Origin of the sequence: Sphingorhabdus sp. (genome assembly GCF_044357595.1) — a bacterium.
In the GTDB taxonomy this organism is placed as follows: Bacteria; Pseudomonadota; Alphaproteobacteria; order Sphingomonadales; family Sphingomonadaceae; genus Sphingorhabdus_B.
Genome location: NZ_JBIKPH010000044.1, coordinates 1 through 16,312 on the forward strand (window position 1 = coordinate 1; position 16,312 = coordinate 16,312).

At 54.7% G+C, this 16,312-nt stretch carries 17 protein-coding genes; 12 read left to right on the forward strand and 5 right to left on the reverse strand.

Annotation, left to right across the window (positions count from 1 at the left end; all coding sequences use genetic code 11):
• The 7 genes from ACIQ2T_RS06275 to pgl form a co-directional block, all read left to right on the forward strand.
• A partial coding sequence (locus tag ACIQ2T_RS06275; RefSeq protein ID WP_397590073.1) for a transketolase C-terminal domain-containing protein occupies positions 1-609 on the forward strand: 609 nt, incomplete at its 5' end.
• On the forward strand, positions 606-1,664 hold the full coding sequence (locus tag ACIQ2T_RS06280) for an ACP S-malonyltransferase (RefSeq protein ID WP_397590074.1): 1,059 nt from the start codon (positions 606-608) through the stop codon (positions 1,662-1,664). The genes ACIQ2T_RS06275 and ACIQ2T_RS06280, both read left to right, overlap by 4 nt.
• A gap of 78 nt (positions 1,665-1,742) precedes the next feature.
• A complete protein-coding gene (gene zwf / locus ACIQ2T_RS06285) occupies positions 1,743-3,188 on the forward strand; it encodes a glucose-6-phosphate dehydrogenase (RefSeq protein WP_397590075.1) in 1,446 nt (481 codons plus the stop codon).
• Entirely contained in the window at positions 3,181-5,004 is a 1,824-nt protein-coding gene (gene edd, locus ACIQ2T_RS06290; protein WP_397590076.1) for a phosphogluconate dehydratase, read from the forward strand. Before zwf ends, edd begins: the two co-directional genes overlap by 8 nt.
• Entirely contained in the window at positions 5,001-5,972 is a 972-nt protein-coding gene (gene glk, locus ACIQ2T_RS06295) for a glucokinase (protein ID WP_397590077.1), read from the forward strand. The genes edd and glk overlap by 4 nt, the downstream gene beginning before the upstream one ends.
• A gap of 12 nt (positions 5,973-5,984) precedes the next feature.
• A complete protein-coding gene (gene eda, locus ACIQ2T_RS06300; RefSeq protein WP_397590078.1) occupies positions 5,985-6,599 on the forward strand; it encodes a bifunctional 4-hydroxy-2-oxoglutarate aldolase/2-dehydro-3-deoxy-phosphogluconate aldolase in 615 nt (204 codons plus the stop codon).
• 15 nt (positions 6,600-6,614) lie between these two features.
• Complete coding sequence (gene pgl / locus ACIQ2T_RS06305; protein ID WP_353207655.1) at positions 6,615-7,322, forward strand: 6-phosphogluconolactonase; 708 nt, start codon at positions 6,615-6,617, stop codon at positions 7,320-7,322.
• A gap of 1 nt (position 7,323) precedes the next feature.
• Here pgl and ACIQ2T_RS06310 read toward each other — a convergent pair whose 3' ends face one another.
• Together ACIQ2T_RS06310 and dksA are read right to left on the reverse strand one after the other, a co-directional pair.
• On the reverse strand, positions 7,324-7,662 hold the full coding sequence (locus ACIQ2T_RS06310; protein WP_397590079.1) for a PilZ domain-containing protein: 339 nt from the start codon (positions 7,660-7,662) through the stop codon (positions 7,324-7,326).
• A gap of 174 nt (positions 7,663-7,836) precedes the next feature.
• Entirely contained in the window at positions 7,837-8,262 is a 426-nt protein-coding gene (gene dksA, locus ACIQ2T_RS06315) for an RNA polymerase-binding protein DksA (protein ID WP_315470337.1), read from the reverse strand.
• Positions 8,263-8,751: 489 nt separating this feature from the next.
• Here dksA and serS point away from each other — a divergent pair, with 489 nt between their 5' ends.
• The 3 genes from serS to ACIQ2T_RS06330 are packed head-to-tail and all read left to right on the forward strand — an operon-like array spanning position 8,752 to position 11,827.
• Positions 8,752-10,032, forward strand: a complete 1,281-nt coding sequence (serS, locus tag ACIQ2T_RS06320; RefSeq protein WP_397590080.1) for a serine--tRNA ligase — start codon at positions 8,752-8,754, stop codon at positions 10,030-10,032.
• Positions 10,032-10,799, forward strand: a complete 768-nt coding sequence (surE, locus tag ACIQ2T_RS06325; RefSeq protein WP_397590081.1) for a 5'/3'-nucleotidase SurE — start codon at positions 10,032-10,034, stop codon at positions 10,797-10,799. The genes serS and surE overlap by 1 nt, the downstream gene beginning before the upstream one ends.
• Before the next feature lie 11 nt (positions 10,800-10,810).
• The gene (locus tag ACIQ2T_RS06330) at positions 10,811-11,827 is read left to right on the forward strand and encodes a peptidoglycan DD-metalloendopeptidase family protein (RefSeq protein ID WP_397590082.1); all 1,017 of its coding nucleotides are present in this window, start codon (positions 10,811-10,813) and stop codon (positions 11,825-11,827) included.
• Between the two features lie 30 nt (positions 11,828-11,857).
• Here ACIQ2T_RS06330 and ACIQ2T_RS06335 read toward each other — a convergent pair whose 3' ends face one another.
• Positions 11,858-12,277, reverse strand: coding sequence for a DUF1761 domain-containing protein (locus tag ACIQ2T_RS06335; protein ID WP_397590083.1), 420 nt, complete (start codon positions 12,275-12,277; stop codon positions 11,858-11,860).
• Between the two features lie 57 nt (positions 12,278-12,334).
• Here ACIQ2T_RS06335 and rimO point away from each other — a divergent pair, with 57 nt between their 5' ends.
• Complete coding sequence (rimO, locus tag ACIQ2T_RS06340; protein WP_397590084.1) at positions 12,335-13,714, forward strand: 30S ribosomal protein S12 methylthiotransferase RimO; 1,380 nt, start codon at positions 12,335-12,337, stop codon at positions 13,712-13,714.
• Here rimO and ACIQ2T_RS06345 read toward each other — a convergent pair whose 3' ends face one another.
• Positions 13,715-14,524 (reverse strand): DUF1295 domain-containing protein, encoded by an 810-nt coding sequence (locus ACIQ2T_RS06345; protein ID WP_397590085.1) that lies wholly within the window; start codon positions 14,522-14,524, stop codon positions 13,715-13,717. It lies immediately after the preceding gene.
• Positions 14,521-15,126 carry a lysophospholipid acyltransferase family protein gene (locus ACIQ2T_RS06350; RefSeq protein ID WP_397590086.1) on the reverse strand — a complete coding sequence of 202 codons (606 nt, stop codon included), beginning with the start codon at positions 15,124-15,126 and terminating at the stop codon, positions 14,521-14,523. The genes ACIQ2T_RS06345 and ACIQ2T_RS06350 overlap by 4 nt, the downstream gene beginning before the upstream one ends.
• Before the next feature lie 117 nt (positions 15,127-15,243).
• Between ACIQ2T_RS06350 and ACIQ2T_RS06355 the strand changes: the two genes are divergently transcribed.
• On the forward strand, positions 15,244-16,312 hold a 1,069-nt coding region (locus tag ACIQ2T_RS06355; protein WP_397590087.1), incomplete at its 3' end, for a beta-ketoacyl-ACP synthase III.

A 16,312-nucleotide genomic window follows, 5' to 3' on the forward strand; every position in this document is an offset into this window, starting at 1 on the left:
GTTCTCACCGATATTCCTGGCATCATCGTCGCCTGTCCGTCAAACGCATCGGATGCGCCTGCCATGCTGCGCGAGTGCGTTCGCTTGGCGCATGAAGATGGGCGCGTGGTGGTCTTTATCGAGCCGATTGCATTATATCATACGAGCGACTTGCATGCGCCAGACGATGGCGGGTGGACCGCGCCCTATGTGACGCCGGAGGCGGATAATGCGATAGCTCTGGGTGCGCTGGGTCAATGCGGTAATGGAACTAAACTAGCAATAATAACATACGGAAATGGTTATTTTCTTTCGCGTCAAGCCATGTCCGAATTGGAGGCGGGGGGCATCGATTTAAGGATCATTGATCTGCGCTGGTTGCATCCCCTTGAACCCGACGCGATTGCCGTTGCCGTTGCCGATTGTCGGAATATCCTCATTGTAGATGAATGCCGTCGGTCGGGTAGCCTTAGTGAGAAGCTGATGACCATATTGACCGAGGCGGGTCGCGGGGATGTTACGAGCCGGATTACCGCCGAAGATTGCTTCATTCCATTGGGGCCAGCGGCCGAACTGGTCTTACCGAGCAAAGCCTCCATAATAGAAGCAGCGCGGGCGGCGGTCGCATGAAAAAGCGGGCCTTGGTCGTTTGCCCCGGACGCGGGACATATAATGCGGCCGAACTGGGGTATCTGCAAACGCATCACGCGGCGCGTTCGGACCTGATAGCAACCGTGGATGCGGCCCGCGTGGCCAAGGGGCAAGTCCCCATCTCGCAACTGGATAGTGCAACCAAATACACGCCATCGGTGCATATGACTGGCGATAATGCATCTCCCTTGATTTACGCCTGCGCGATGGCTGACTTCGCCGCGATTGACCGTGACCGATTTGATATCGTGGCGGTCACGGGCAACTCAATGGGATGGTATCTGGCGCTGGCATGCGCCGGCATTCTTGACCTCGCAGGCGGAGCGCGGCTGGTCAACAATATGGGCGGGTTAATGCACCAGCAGGGAGCCGGGGGGCAGATTGTCTGGCCCATTGTTGATAATGATTGGCAAATAAAGGAAAATAAAATATTATTTATCAAAAATTTGCTAGCCGAAGCGAAGGCAGTTTCTAAAATCAAAATTTATGTTTCTATCCGGCTTGGGGGCATGATTGTTTTTGCAGCAGACGAGGCCGGACTGAAATGGCTTATGGAGCGCCTACCCAAAGACGAGCGCTTTCCTCTGCGCCTGATGCACCATGCGGCTTTTCACAGCCCATTGTTGAACCACATCGTGCCGATGGCGCGCGCCGAAAATCAAGCGAGCGACTTTGGCAGAGGCGATATTCCTGCAATCGACGGGCAGGGGCGTATCTGGTCGCCCTGCGCGTTCAGCCGCGAAGCGATTTACGACTATACGTTTGGCGCGCAATTGACCGATAGCTATGATTTCACCCGTGCGGTTCAAGTCGCGGCGGCTGAATTTGCGCCTGATACGATCATAGTATTGGGACCCGGCACGTCATTAGGTGCGCCAACCATTCAGGCCGTGATTGCCTCTGGCTGGCGCGGACTGTCTGGTAAAGCCGACTTCCAAGCGCGGCAACAGGATGCCCCTATATTGATATCCATGGGCATGGCTGATCAGCGTATTTGGGCCGAGAGCGAAATGGTGCATACGAATAAGCGCTAGACGCTCGGTCGCTTCAGGATAAAGGGAAAAGCGATTGTGCAAGGCGAACGCCTGCTGCCTTGCCAGGAGACCGATGGAATGCGTGACCATAGTTCCAATTTGCTGCTGTTTGGGGCGACGGGAGATCTCTCTCGCCGCATGCTTTTGCCGTCCTTATATGCTTTGCACGCCGATGGCTTGATTGAACCAAACCTGCGCATTTTTGGGACCGCCCGCAGCGCGCTTACCGACCACGCCTTCCGCGACATGGCACGCGCGGCTTTGTGCGAATTCCTGCCAGACGACCGTAAAGCAGAAGGATTGATCGACGCCTTCCTGCAACGCCTGCATTATGTTCCGCTTGATGCATCAGACCCTGATGGCTTTGCGACCCTTGCCGCGCGGATTGGAGACATATCGGGCGGGTTGTCCATCTTCCTTTCGACCGCGCCGTCACTTTTTGAGGCAACGATTAAGGGTCTGCACTGCGCAGGGTTGTCCGGCGAGAATGTCCGCATTGGCCTTGAAAAGCCGTTGGGCAATGATCTTGCCTCCTCCTGTCATATCAATGATGCCGTCAACGCGGTATTCCCCGAAAAGCGCACCTTCCGTATCGACCATTATCTGGGCAAGGAAACCGTCCAGAACCTCATGGCGCTGCGCTTTGCCAATATGCTGTTTGAGCCGCTGTGGAACGCCAATGCTATCGCGCATGTGCAAATTACCATCAGCGAGACTGTCGGGCTCGAGGGACGCGCTGGCTTTTATGACGATACCGGCGCGTTGCGTGACATGGTCCAGAACCACATGTTACAACTGCTTGCGTTGATTGCGATGGAGCCGCCGGCAAGTTTGGATGCGACTGCCATTCGCGATGAAAAGGTTAAAGTCCTTCGTGCGCTGCGTCCTGTGATTGATGGCGATGTTGTGACCGGCAAATATTCCGACGGCGCAGTGAATGGCGATGCGGTAAAAAGCTATGAAAGTGATCTTGGTAAACCGTCGGACACCGAGACTTTTGTCGCTATCAAGGCCTATGTCGACAATTGGCGCTGGCAGGGCGTGCCTTTCTTTCTGCGCACCGGAAAGCGGCTCCCCGAAAGACGCAGCGAGATTGTTATCCAGTTCAAACCTGTCCCCCACAATGTGTTTAGGGATCGCGGCGGCAAGCTTGAGGCGAATACGCTCATCATCCGTTTACAGCCTGAGGAATATGTAAGGCTATTGGTTATGGCAAAAAAGCCCGGTCTGGATCGTGGTGGTGTTACTTTACGCGAAGTGCCGTTGGACCTGTCGCTCACGGCAGCCTTTGCCGGATCGCGTCGCCGGATTGCTTATGAACGATTGCTTCTGGACCTCATAGAAGGCGACCAGACGCTATTTGTGCGCCGGGATGAGGTTGAGGCCCAGTGGGGCTGGGTTGATGCTATACGAGCCTTATGGAGCGTTACAGGGCTTAAGCCAAAAGCCTATGGCGCAGGCAATTGGGGTCCCAATGCGGCGATTGCACTTACCGAACGTGATGGAGTGAGCTGGCATGAGTGATATGCACGCAACAGTTGAAGCCGTCACTGCGCGCATTGTCGAACGGTCTAAGCGCGGACGTCAGGCCTATCTCGACCTGATAGCCAAACAACGCGACGCGGGCGTCAACCGCCCTGTCTTAAGCTGCGGCAATCTTGCCCATGGCTTTGCTGCGAGCCGCGAGGATAAGGCATCAATCCGCGACGGTAAGGCGATGAACATCGGCATCATCAGTGCCTATAATGATATGCTGTCCGCGCATCAGCCTTATGGCCGCTATCCCGAGCAAATGAAGATCTTCGCGCGCGAGGTTGGCGCCACTGCGCAAGTCGCAGGTTCAACCCCCGCCATGTGCGATGGCGTGACGCAGGGGCAGGATTCGATGGAACTGTCTTTGTTCAGCCGCGATGTCATCGCCATGGCAACGGCGGTTGGCTTAAGCCATGGCATGTTCGAAAGCGTTGCGATGTTGGGCATTTGTGACAAGATTGTTCCCGGCTTGCTGATTGGTGCTCTTCGCTTTGGCCATTTGCCGACCATCCTTGTGCCAGCAGGCCCAATGCCATCGGGGCTTGCCAACAAAGAAAAGCAACGCGTTCGCCAGCTTTATGCGGAGGGCAAGGTGGGCAGCGCCGAATTGCTCGAGGCGGAGGCCGCGTCTTACCATAGCGCGGGTACCTGCACATTTTACGGAACGGCAAATTCCAACCAAATGATGATGGAAGTCATGGGGCTGCATATTCCCGGATCTGCCTTCATCAACCCCGGAACGAAATTACGCACGGAACTGACACGCGCCGCCGTGCATCGTTTGAGCAAGATCGGCTGGGATGGGGATGATTACCGGCCCTTGGGGCTTTGTGTTGATGAGAAAGCGATTGTGAACGCATGTGTGGGCTTGCTTGCGACGGGGGGCTCAACCAATCATGCGTTACATATTCCTGCCATTGCACGTGCGGCCGGGATTATAATCGACTGGGAAGATTTGGACCAATTATCTTCGGCCGTGCCTTTGATTGCCCGGGTATATCCAAATGGATCGGGCGATGTGAACCATTTTCATGCCGCCGGCGGCATTGGCTATGTCATTCGGGAGTTAATAAAAGCTGGCCTGCTACACCGCGATATCATGACCGTCGCAGGCGATGATTTGGCCGATTATGGGCGTGAGCCGGTGTTGGATAATGACACGCTTGTGTGGCGTGATGCGCCAGCGGTTTCCGCCGATGACAGTATGTTGCGTCCGCCATCTGCCCCTTTCAGCCCCGATGGCGGGATGCGTCTGGTAACCGGCAATCTTGGCCGTGCAACGTTTAAGACGAGCGCTGTCGACCCTGTACGCTGGACGATAGAAGCGCCGGTGCGGGTTTTTGACGACCAGAATGATGCCCTCGCGGCGTTTAAGGCTGGCGAGTTGGAACGTGATGTCATCCTCGTCATCCGCTTTCAGGGACCGGCAGCCAATGGCATGCCTGAACTGCACAAATTAACGCCGCCTTTGGGTGTGTTGCACGACAAGGGGTTTAACGTGGCGCTTGTCACCGATGGCCGGATGTCCGGCGCGTCGGGCAAAGTACCTGCCGCCATTCACTTGAGCCCAGAGGGTGCGCGGGGCGGGGCTATCGCCAAGCTTCAGGATGGTGACATCGTTCGTTTGTGCGCGAACACCGGAACGCTGTCGGTTTTGGTGGAAGCGGACATTTGGTCGGCACGCGAAGCGGCGCCAACGCCAGCGCAACATATCGGCACTGGGCGCGAATTGTTCGCGTTGATGCGGGCTGGCGCCGATGCAGCAGAGAAGGGTGGGTCGGCCATGTTGGCGGCGGCTGGACTATGACTGCTATTGTCGCTGTCGATATCGGCGGAACCCACGCCCGTTTCGCAATTGCCGAAGTTCAAGACGGGCGCGTAATTGAGTTAAGTGAGGCTGTTACGCTCAAAACCGCGGAACATGCGAGTTTTCAGACCGCGTGGCAGGAGTTTGAGCGCCTGAACGGCGCGTTGCTTCCCCGTGCGGTCGCGATTGCCATTGCTGGGCCGGTAGACGCCGATGTGATCAAGCTTACCAACAACCCTTGGATTATCCGGCGGTCGATGGTGTGCGAAAAATTGGACGTCGATAGCTTTGTCATCGTCAATGATTTTGGCGCGGTCGGACATGCAGTTGCGCAGGCCGGAACAGAGCATTTTGAACATCTAACGGGACCGAAACAGGATTTTGCCGCCGAAGGTACATTGAGCATTATCGGTCCGGGAACGGGGCTTGGCGTCGCGCATATATGGCGCAAGGGTAGCAATTATCATGTGCAAGCGACCGAAGGCGGGCATATTGATTTTGCACCGCTCGACCCGATTGAAGATGCCGTTCTTGCGCGCTTGCGCAAACGCTACCGCCGGGTCTCGATTGAGCGCGTCGTGTCTGGTCCAGGGCTAATTAATCTTTACGAAACGCTTGCCGCCATTGAGGGGCGTGCTGTCCAGCAATATGACGACAAGACATTGTGGCAAATGGGCATGTCCGGCCAAGACAGCCTTGCCGCCGCGGCAATAGACCGTTTCTGCCTGTCGCTTGGCAGCGTGGCAGGGGACATCACGCTCGCGCAGGGCGGGTTTGCAGGCGTGGTGATTGCCGGTGGCCTTGGCTTGCGCATAAAGGACAGCCTTATCCGTTCCGGCTTTGCTGAACGATTTAGGGCGAAGGGACGGTTTGAAGGCCTAATGTCCGCTATCCCCGTAAAACTGATCACGCACCCGCAGCCGGGCCTATTTGGTGCAGCGGCGGCTTATGCCCAGCAACATGTTTAAGGATGCAACCAGATGAGCCCCGTTGAGACAATAATGCGAACCGCGCCCGTTATTCCGGTGCTGGTAATTGAGGATGCGGTTCACGCGCGGGCCATCGCCGAGGCGCTTGTTGCAGGCGGGTTGCCAGTGCTTGAGGTTACGTTGCGCACCGCTGCTGCCTTGGATGCGATTGCAGAGATGAAGAAAGTCCCAGGTGCAATTGTAGGCGCTGGAACAGTCGTAGACGTGCCGGGACTGGATAGCGCGATAGCTGCTGGCGCGGAATTCATTGTCTCGCCAGGACTGACCGACAATTTGGGTAAGGCAGCTATTGCGAAAAATATTCCGTTCTTGCCAGGCGTTGCGAGCGCCGGTGATATCATGCGTGGTCTTGACCTCGGCCTTACCCATTTAAAATTCTTCCCAGCGGAGGCCAATGGCGGCCTTCCGGCACTTAAATCGCTCATTGGGCCTTTTGGCCAATGCAAATTTTGCCCCACCGGTGGCATAAAACAGGACACGGCGGCCGAGTGGTTGGCAGTTCCGGAAATTTTATGTGTTGGCGGTAGCTGGCTTGTTGGTAAAGGCGTTCCAGATGTTGTCGCGATTGAATCGGCAGCGCGTGCCGCATCGGCATTACGAAACTAACGGAGACGAGAGCACATGGCCGAAGAAATCGAATGGTGGGATTTTGACGCTGCGGAAGATCTAATCGACGCCGTGGTCGGCGATGTCAGCTTTATCATTGAAAGCGCACTTGACGCCCGTGGACAGGCACTTGTTGCATTCCCCGGCGGTTCAACACCAAAACCGATTTTGGAAAAGCTTGCTCAAGCCAATATCCGTTGGAAGAGTGTCACGATTATTCCGACCGATGACCGCCTTGTTCCGGTCGACAATCCGATGTCCAACGTCGCTATGATTGCCAAAATTTTCATCCCAAAGGGCGCAAGGGTTTTGCCAATCGCAAGCGATGCGGCCGACCACAAGCTGGCCGGCAGCGCGGCAAATGCAAGATTGGCTGATTTGCATTGGCCGCCTGATTTGGTTTGGCTTGGCATGGGTACCGACGGTCATACTGCATCGATTTTCCCTGGACCTGATTTGGAATCGGCAATGGATGGAGGCAAAGATGTGCGCGCTGTCGGGGTTGCACCTGATCCGCTACCGCCAGAGGCGCCCGTTAACCGCGTAACGCTAACTGGTACCGCCATCGGTGCGGCGCGGACTGCCATATTGGTAATCAACGGCGCAAAGAAGCGCGAAGTACTTGAAGCGGCAATTGAGCAGGGAAGTAAGTCGGCTTATCCGGTTGGCCGCGTGCTCGACAAAATCGTCGTGCCGGTCGACATTTACTGTCTCGACGATTGAGTTAAACGCGGCGCACCTTGCCGGGTGCGGTTTTTTCGTTAAGTTTTTTGAGATAAGGCGGAACATCCAACTCGGAAACCCGAACTGGTATACGCGCGTCTTTGGGATTTATGACTTTATCAAAGGCAACGCCGATGCGCCCGTCGATCGTCCATGCCACATGACCGCCAACCCAGCCAATGTTCTGGATCTTAACATCTATACGATCACCACGCGACAGGCGGTTCGGCACTTCAGCCATCAACCCGCCTGCGGACAGATTGCGGATTCGCACTTCATGTTCTTCTTGCGCATTTGAAAAACGTAATACGGCCTTAAGTAACAAACTGTCGCGATTCATTTTTCGCTTTGCAGGGGAGAATGTTTCGTCGCGAATTGAGTCATCCATGTTGCAAAACCCAGCACAAAGTTAGTTTTAGAGCAGTGCTGATCCGTGGCATGGAAAAATTGCCGATAGGTTAATGGCTGCAGATTTATGACTATTTTCTAGCTTGTTATTAAAGGCATAGGATGTTTAGTCGTCGCGTGAAACCCGTTCCTGCCTCTCGTGACGCTCCTGGGCTTCAAGCGTCATCGTAGCAATCGGCCGGGCACGCAGGCGGGCCAAAGAAATAGGCTCTCCTGTAACTTGGCAATACCCATATTCGCCTTCGGTGATGCGGCGTAACGCAGCCTCAATCTTTGCGATAAGTTTGCGCTGGCGATCGCGAGTACGAAGCTCAATACCCCAATCGGTCTCGCTGGATGCGCGATCGTTGAGATCTGGTTCACGCATCGGACCGTCCTGCAATTGATTCAGCGTACCCTGCGCCTCAACCAATATGCTATTCTTCCAATCGACAAGCTGCTTTTCAAAGAAACGCAGCTGCCGTTCGTTCATAAATGGTTCGTCGACGGTCGGGACGTACGATTCATCCAAATCAACGTCAGAAATTCTCATTTCGCTGGTCGCATCTTGAGGCTTGGCACTTGGGCCCATAGTAATTTCCCCACCTCTGGCCGGTCCTCCAAAATGAAGTAACCTGCGTCTAAATCTCTCTCGCCGGCGCTATAGACTTGGGCCAAAAGCGGCACAAGGGCCAAATGTTGCGGGTTATCTTCAATTTTGCAAAAGCTGTGGAAACGATTACATGCGACCAGTAGATATCTTTCACACAGTTCCCACGCATGGGATTTTATGATTTAGCGTTTGAAAAATTGAGATATTTTTCGAATTAAGTTAATGATAGCACTTGATATCATTGCGTTTCGGCTTCCGATCCGCGCTGTTGTCAGCGTGCGTTAGGTCAGGAAATGTTGGTCCGAACATATGTTTCGTTGCGGGAGAAGGACAAGGCAAGAGGTCCGGCGTAAGCGTTGTGCAAACAAGGCGTGCGTGTTCGCCCTTTTTCATTGCGAAACGGCGGCTTGCGCGGCATAGCGTGGCGCCATGCATGACCTGAAATATATCCGCGAAAATCCACAAGACTTTGACGCTGCTTTGATCCGTAGGGGCGCTGCCCCCGTTGCTGCATCCATTTTGGCTTTGGATGAACACCGACGCGCGATCCTGACAGAAATGCAGAATGCGCAGGCCCGCAGAAACGAAGCGTCTAAAGCCATTGGCGCAGCCATGACTAAAGGCGATACCGCCACTGCAGAGGCGTTGAAGGCAGAGGTCGCGCAGTTGAAAGACATATTGCCTTCGTTGGAAGAGCGCGAACGCGGGGCTGGCGCCGAACTCGACTCATTGGTCGCGGGACTTCCGAATTTGCCTGCTGCAGATACGCCCGATGGCGCCGATGAAACAGACAATGTCGAAATCGCACGCTGGGGTTCGCCGCGGAACTTTGACTTTGAACCACGCGACCATGCCGATGTCGGCCCTGTACTTGGCCTCGATTTTGAAACCGGCGTCGCTATTTCTGGCGCGCGTTTCACATTCATGCGGGGACAGATGGCCCGTCTCAACCGAGCGCTTGGTCAATTCATGCTCGATTACCAGACCGCACAGCGCGGCTACACAGAGTGCGCAACGCCCTATTTGGTGCGTCAGGAATCGCTATTTGGAACAGGGCAGCTGCCAAAATTTGCGGAAGACAATTTCCAGACTACCGATGGCCGCTGGCTCATTCCGACCGCCGAAGTATCGCTGACCAATAGCGTACGTGAACAGATTTTGGAGGAGAGCGCACTGCCGATCCGGTTGACCGCACTGACACCCTGTTTCCGGTCCGAGGCAGGCGCGGCGGGACGCGATACCAAAGGCCTTATCCGCCAGCATCAGTTTGAGAAAGTCGAGCTGGTCTCCATCGTCCGCCCGGAGGATAGCGCCGCTGAACATGAACGCATGGTGGAAAGCGCTGAAGGTATATTGCAAGCGCTTCAGCTACCCTATCGTAAAATGCTCCTGTGCACTGGTGACATGAGCGCCAGCGCGCGTCGGACCTACGATCTTGAGGTCTGGCTGCCCGGCCAAGGTTTGTATCGCGAGATATCAAGCTGTTCGAACTGCGGAGACTGGCAGGCGCGGCGCATGAATACGCGCTATCGGGCTGCTGAGACCAAAAGCAATGTGTTCGTCCATACGCTGAACGGCTCGGGACTGGCCGTAGGCCGCACGCTAGTCGCAGTCCTTGAAAATTATCAGCAGGCGGATGGCGGTGTCATCACTCCGGATGCTTTGCTGCCTTACATGGGCGGTCTCACAAAATTGGAGGCAACAGCCTAATGCGTATATTGCTAACCAATGATGACGGGGTGAATGCGCCGGGTCTTAAGGTGTTAGAGGCGATTGCCCGCACAATTAGTGATGATGTCTGGATTGTTGCGCCCGCCGAGGAAAATTCGGGTGCCGGCCATTCCCTCACCCTGACCAAGCCTGTGCGTATTCGCCAGCATGAGGATAAACATTATTCGGTCGCGGGCACTCCCACGGATTCCGTCATGTTGGGCATTGGGGTCATCATGAAGGATATGAAGCCTGACCTGATTTTATCTGGCGTCAACCGGGGCGCTAATTTGGGGGATGACATCACCTATTCGGGAACCGTATCAGCAGCAATGGAGGGGGCGCTGGCAGGTATCCGCTCAATCGCGCTGAGCCAAGTGTATAGTAAAGAAGGCATGGCGGACGCGGTACCCTTTTCTGCGGCGGAGGCATGGGGCGAACGCGTGCTGCGGCCGCTACTTAATATACCATACACGCCGCGCACATTGACTAACATCAACTTCCCCCCGCTGCTGCCGCAAGACGTAAAAGGCATCAAAGTAGCGCGTCAGGGTTTCCATGATTACAGTCGAGGGTCAATTGTTAAGGGTACTGATCCACGCGGCTATGATTATTATTGGTTTGGACTGCACGGCATGTTGCACACGCCGGGTCATAACACGGACCTCGAAGTATTGGAGGATGGCTATATAGCCGTCACGCCATTGCAACTTGATTTGACGCACCACGAATCTTTAGCCACATTGAATCAAATATATAGCGGCTAGGGGGAGCGATCATGCGGTTACGGTTGATGGTGATAAGTTCAACCTTTGTATTAGCCGCTTGTGTTCCCCGCGCTGGCACGGATTATCCCGTGACTTCAAAGGCAGCGCCAGCCGCACAGAGCAATCCGCAAATTGTCGCAGAACAGGATTTGGTTGTTGAACCTCCCATTTGGAGCGCCGCAAATGTCGTGCGCAACGCCCGGCAAGTATCTGCATCAGTTTATACTGTCCAGGCGGGCGATAGCGTGTTGTCGATCGCAAACAAAACGGGAGCTGGCGCAACCGCGATCGCCCAAGCCAATAATCTGACGCCGCCTTTTGTAATACGTCCGGGTACCCGAATGCAAATCCCTGGCGGCCTGTATCACCGCGTCGGCGCGGGAGAGACAGGTATTGCAATTGCGCGGGCGTATCGGCTGATCTGGGCCAATATTGTCGCGCTGAATGCGTTGAAGCCGCCTTACATCCTGCAAGTCGGGCAAAATTTGTTGCTGCCATCTAATGCAAATATGGTGAAGGCTTCGCGTGCACTGACACCAGAGGCGCGCGCTGCGGCGTTTTACATCAACATCGATGATATCGTGACTGGCGGAAGCCCAGCTGGAACTGCGTCAGTTCTGCCGGCAACCGCTGTCAATTTTGTTGGTCGTTTTGCTTGGCCACTTCGCGGAAATGTGATTGGCAAATTTGGCCCACAAGGCGGAGGTAGGGTGAACGATGGTTTGAACATAGCTGGGCAAAACGGCGATGCCGTCCGCGCCGCCGCACCAGGCGTTGTTGTGTATAGCGGCAATGAAATTGGTGTTTTTGGCGGGCTTTTTCTTATTGACCATGGCGCAGGCTGGATCACTGCGTATGGCCATCTTAGCAGGCTGGATGTTGCGCAAGGTGAACGCGTGTCAGTCGGACAAGAGATTGGCGGCGTCGGGGAAAACGGCTATGTCAGTCAACCACAGCTTCATTTTCAAGTGCGCAAAAACCGTCAGGCGGTTAATCCTTTAAGCTATCTGGAACTGTCTAACGGCTAATCTGTTGGTGCCTTTTATGCCTTAAAAGCCTTAATGCCCTAGCAGCAGGAAGACCGAGCCCATCGCGACATAGAAAGTCAGCCAATACCCCGCGTCAATGGCGAATAACTTGCCTGACTTGCGTGAGAACAGATAATTGGTGCCGATAGCGGGAATGATATAGCCCAGCGCAATACCGACCGAGATCATCAAGGTGGCGCGTGCACTGGTGTCAAAAAACGCAAGCAAATGGCCAAGAAACACCGCCGAAAGTACTGAAAAGGCAAAGGTCAGGCCATATATTTTGAGCATATTGCTCGAACGCAACTGCGCATCGGTCAATCCATGCTCCGCCATCCACGTTTTGCCGAACAAAGGCCCATACCAAAGGCCACCAATCAAAAAGCCCGTCGCGGCAGCAACCAGTATCGCCAACAGATTTGCATTTGCCATCAATATCCCTTTCGTCATTTCGCACCCTAATCATGCGCTTGTTCACTAGCCGTGACAAGCGCACCGAAACCCGCTATGCGGTCCGGCATCATGGCAACAGTAATCAAAGCAGCGCCCAAGGTCGGCATGGTATCGCTTGGCTGCCCCAAGGCGCTGGTCGATAGCGAACGGATTCTCACCAAGCTGCGTGCTGACGGCTATGGTCTGTCGCCGGATTATGCCGGCGCCGACGTTGTCCTAGTCAATACGTGCGGTTTTCTCGATTCTGCGAAGGAAGAGAGCCTCGAAGCGATTGGCGAGGCTATCGCTGAGAATGGGCGCGTTATAGTCACCGGTTGTATGGGAAATGAAGCCGACGTTATCCGCGCGCGCTTTCCAGATGTGCTGGCGATCACTGGCGCGCATCAATATGAAGCCGTTGTGTCCGCAGTCCATGAAGCAGCGCCGCCGACGCGCGGTGCGTTTGTCGATTTGGTCCCAGAAGGCGGATTAAAGCTCACGCCGCGGCATTACAGCTATCTCAAAATTTCCGAAGGCTGCAACCACAGCTGCGCCTTTTGTATCATCCCGTCGCTTCGGGGAAAGCTTGCGAGCCGCCGGATAGATGCCGTGTTGCGTGAAGCGGAGAAGCTTGTCTCTGCGGGCACCAAAGAGATTCTGGTTATCTCACAAGACACCTCTGCTTATGGCGTCGACACGCGGCATAAACCGCGCGCGTGGAAGGGCCGCGAGGTGCGTGCGCACATGACCGACTTGGCGCGCGAGCTCGGTAGTTTGCGAACGAGTGATGGTATCGCACCCTGGGTTCGGCTGCATTATGTCTACCCTTATCCACATGTAGATAATGTCATTCCGCTGATGGCAGAGGGGTATTTGACGCCCTATCTGGACATTCCGTTCCAGCATGCTGCGCCCAATGTCCTGAAGGCGATGAAACGTCCTGCAAACGACGCCAAGGTGCTTGAGCGGATCCGCAACTGGCGCAGCATAGCGCCCGATATCGCGATCCGTTCAAGTTTTGTGGTCGGATTTCCCGGTGAAACCGAAGCTGACTTTGAATATCTGCTCGATTGGCTTGATGAAGCGCAACTGGATCGGGTGGGGGCGTTTCGCTTTGAACCTGTCGACGGGGCGCAGGCCAACCATCTACCCAATCCAGTGCCGGAAGAGGTCAAAGAAGAGCGGTTCCAACGTATCATGGCGAAAACCGCAGCGATCAGCGCGGCGAAGCTTGCCGCCAAGGTCGGACGCAGCATGCCTGTCATCATTGATGAAATCGGCGATGCTGACGAAGACAATAGCACTGGCGCCACCGGACGGTCGCAGGCCGATGCGCCAGAAATCGACGGCCATGTCTATCTGCGCGATGTTGCACCTACATTAAAGGCCGGTGATGTCGTCATGGTCACCATTGAAGATGCGGACGAGCACGACCTGTTTGGGGTAGTTTCCTAACTATCTGCTTTTAGGCGGTAACGGGAAAAAACCAGATGTCCGCGCAACATAATCGGCATATTCGGGCCGTGTTTTCTTCATCCCTTTTTCCAGCAACGGCTTGCCAGACCAGCGCGTAAGGGTGAAAGTCAGAAAGATCGGGCCAATGATGCTGATCCATCCGGGCAGTCCGGTTTCGCAGGCGATGAGCCAAATGCCCCACCACGTGCAAGCGTCGCCAAAATAATTGGGATGGCGTGTGTAGCGCCACAATCCAGTATCAAGCACCTTGCCTGTATTAGCCGGGTTAGCACGAAACGCATTGAGCTGCGCATCGCCGATGGTTTCGAACAATATGCCGATGATAGCGATGATCGCGCCAAGAAATGCAAGTGGACCCAAAACATTACGGCCACCTTCGCTTGCCCAGATACCAAGCTGCGCGGGAAGGCAGGTGATGAACAGCAATGGCGCCTGTGTCAAAAACACCGACTGAAGCGATGTCTTACTCCAACTCCAACCCTTTTTTGCCATCACGCTGCCCATGATTTTTGCATAACGCGGGTCCTCGCCATGCGCACGCCAGCGCGTCCACAGATGCAGCGTGAGGCGCAGCCCCCACAAGCTTGTCAATCCAAGCAGTAAATGCGATCGTGCGCCCGGGGACGCAGATTGCGCCCATGTAGCACATGCCAGAAGCACCATGCCAAAGGCCCAAAATGCGTCAATGAATGACACGTCCCTTATTTTGACCGAATAGGCCCATAACGCCAGTATGACGGCGAACAGCGCAGCCGCGTTTATAAGTATAGTCGAGCCGAGATCAGTCATGCGTCATCCCTTGCAAATATCTCTGTCATGCCCTTTGCGGGGTGCTTTGGTTGCACTTTAGCGTATATTTTGGCAACCTCCGCCATATCCGCTTTATAATCGCCGGTCGGCCAGATGGCAGGTCCAAGCCCACCTGTTTTTGAGCCATAATCCATCATGCCCAAGACCAAGGGCACGCCAGCGCCCACCGCGATATGGTAAAATCCTGTCTTCCAGGCTTTGACCGTTCCACGCGTACCCTCTGGCGCTATGGTCAGCATAAATTCGTCGCGGCAGCCGAATTCTTCGATCATTTGCTGTACATAATTTTTGTTCGACGTCCGGTCCACAGGAACGCCGCCCATATCGAGCATGAAGTTTGTAAACGGCCAGCGGAAAAGGGATGTTTTCGCCATGAAATGCGGCTTGATACCTAAATCATCCGTTAGCCCAAGAAAATAGACAAAGTCCCAATTGCTGGTGTGCGGCGCTGCGATTAGAACGAATTTGCGCGGTTCTGGCACCACGCCATGCGCGCGCCACCCACCGCTCTTATACATTCCGACCAGCACCCGCCTGAATAGCCGAGATAACCAGCTAGGCTGGCGTTCAGTCAACGACATTAGTATTTTCCTCCCCCATCTCCACATAACGCCGTTGTAATGCATTTCAAACGGCTTGTTTCGCAAATACGCAACCGCTAGGCAATCGCTTGAACAAAAACCAACGCGGGAAATAACATGTCGCAACATGGGCACGGCGCCACTCCAGTCATCTCATCCACGGGATTGTTTACGCCATCTGATGTCATTACCAACGAAGAGTTGGTCGCAAGCTTTAATGCCTATGCCGACCGATACAATGCAGCCAACCCTGACGCAGAACCACTGACGCATAGCTCAGTCGAGTTTGTGGAGAAGGCGAGTGGCATCAAGTCGCGGCACGTCATGGATAAGCGCGCAATCGTGGACCCAGACATCATGGAGCCTCGTTATGCGGAGCGACCCAATGAACAGATTTCGTTGATGGCCGAGATTGGTGTTGCGGCTTGTCGAGACGCCTTAGCACGTGCTGGTCGTGACATTGAGGATGTCGACGCTGTGTTGTGCGCAGCGTCCAACATGCAACGGGCCTACCCGGCTATGGCGGTTGAAATCCAGCATGAATTGGGCATGCAGCGCGGCTTTGGCTTTGACATTAACGTGGCGTGCTCATCTGCTACCTTCGGTATTCAGACTGCTGCAGACTATATTCGCAGCGGAAACGCGCGCTCGGTTCTGGTCGTGAACCCTGAAATAACATCAGGGCATTTGAATTGGCGCGATAGGGATAGCCATTTCATTTTTGGTGATGTTGCCACTGCCATTTTGGTGGAAGCGAAGGACTTGGCTCCAGCCCAGCATTGGGAAATCTTAGGCACACGGTTGAAAACGCAATTTTCGAATAACATCCGTAACAATTTCGGATTTCTCAACCGCGCACATGGACAGGGGGCGGTTGACCAAAGCGGACCGCGCAACGACAAGTTGTTTGTCCAGGAAGGCCGAAAAGTCTTCAAAGAAGTTGTGCCCATGGTTGGCCAAATGATACTGGAGCATGCTGAAAGCCTTGGGCTGTCAGGTTCAGATTTGCGCCGGCTGTGGTTGCATCAGGCGAACACGGGTATGAACCGGCTTATCGCTCAAAAAGTATTGGGGCATGAAGCGTGTGAGGACGAAAGCCCCACCGTGCTTGATACCTATGCCAATACCTCAAGTGCCGGGTCAATCATTGCGTTTCACAAGCATAATGAAGACCTTACTGCAGGGG

Excerpts from the sequence above, each read along its gene's own strand:
- pgl (WP_353207655.1), top strand. The coding sequence starts at position 6,615 with ATGGCCGAAGAAATCGAATGGTGGGATTTTGACGCTGCGGAAGATCTA.
- dksA (WP_315470337.1), bottom strand. The coding sequence starts at position 8,262 with ATGAGAATTTCTGACGTTGATTTGGATGAATCGTACGTCCCGACCGTC.
- ACIQ2T_RS06345 (WP_397590085.1), bottom strand. The coding sequence starts at position 14,524 with ATGACTGATCTCGGCTCGACTATACTTATAAACGCGGCTGCGCTGTTC.
- serS (WP_397590080.1), top strand. The coding sequence starts at position 8,752 with ATGCATGACCTGAAATATATCCGCGAAAATCCACAAGACTTTGACGCT.
- ACIQ2T_RS06335 (WP_397590083.1), bottom strand. The coding sequence starts at position 12,277 with ATGACGAAAGGGATATTGATGGCAAATGCAAATCTGTTGGCGATACTG.
- rimO (WP_397590084.1), top strand. The coding sequence starts at position 12,335 with ATGCGGTCCGGCATCATGGCAACAGTAATCAAAGCAGCGCCCAAGGTC.
- ACIQ2T_RS06310 (WP_397590079.1), bottom strand. The coding sequence starts at position 7,662 with ATGAATCGCGACAGTTTGTTACTTAAGGCCGTATTACGTTTTTCAAAT.
- ACIQ2T_RS06280 (WP_397590074.1), top strand. The coding sequence starts at position 606 with ATGAAAAAGCGGGCCTTGGTCGTTTGCCCCGGACGCGGGACATATAAT.
- ACIQ2T_RS06350 (WP_397590086.1), bottom strand. The coding sequence starts at position 15,126 with ATGTCGTTGACTGAACGCCAGCCTAGCTGGTTATCTCGGCTATTCAGG.
- edd (WP_397590076.1), top strand. The coding sequence starts at position 3,181 with ATGAGTGATATGCACGCAACAGTTGAAGCCGTCACTGCGCGCATTGTC.
- zwf (WP_397590075.1), top strand. The coding sequence starts at position 1,743 with ATGCGTGACCATAGTTCCAATTTGCTGCTGTTTGGGGCGACGGGAGAT.
- eda (WP_397590078.1), top strand. The coding sequence starts at position 5,985 with ATGAGCCCCGTTGAGACAATAATGCGAACCGCGCCCGTTATTCCGGTG.
- ACIQ2T_RS06330 (WP_397590082.1), top strand. The coding sequence starts at position 10,811 with ATGCGGTTACGGTTGATGGTGATAAGTTCAACCTTTGTATTAGCCGCT.
- surE (WP_397590081.1), top strand. The coding sequence starts at position 10,032 with ATGCGTATATTGCTAACCAATGATGACGGGGTGAATGCGCCGGGTCTT.
- glk (WP_397590077.1), top strand. The coding sequence starts at position 5,001 with ATGACTGCTATTGTCGCTGTCGATATCGGCGGAACCCACGCCCGTTTC.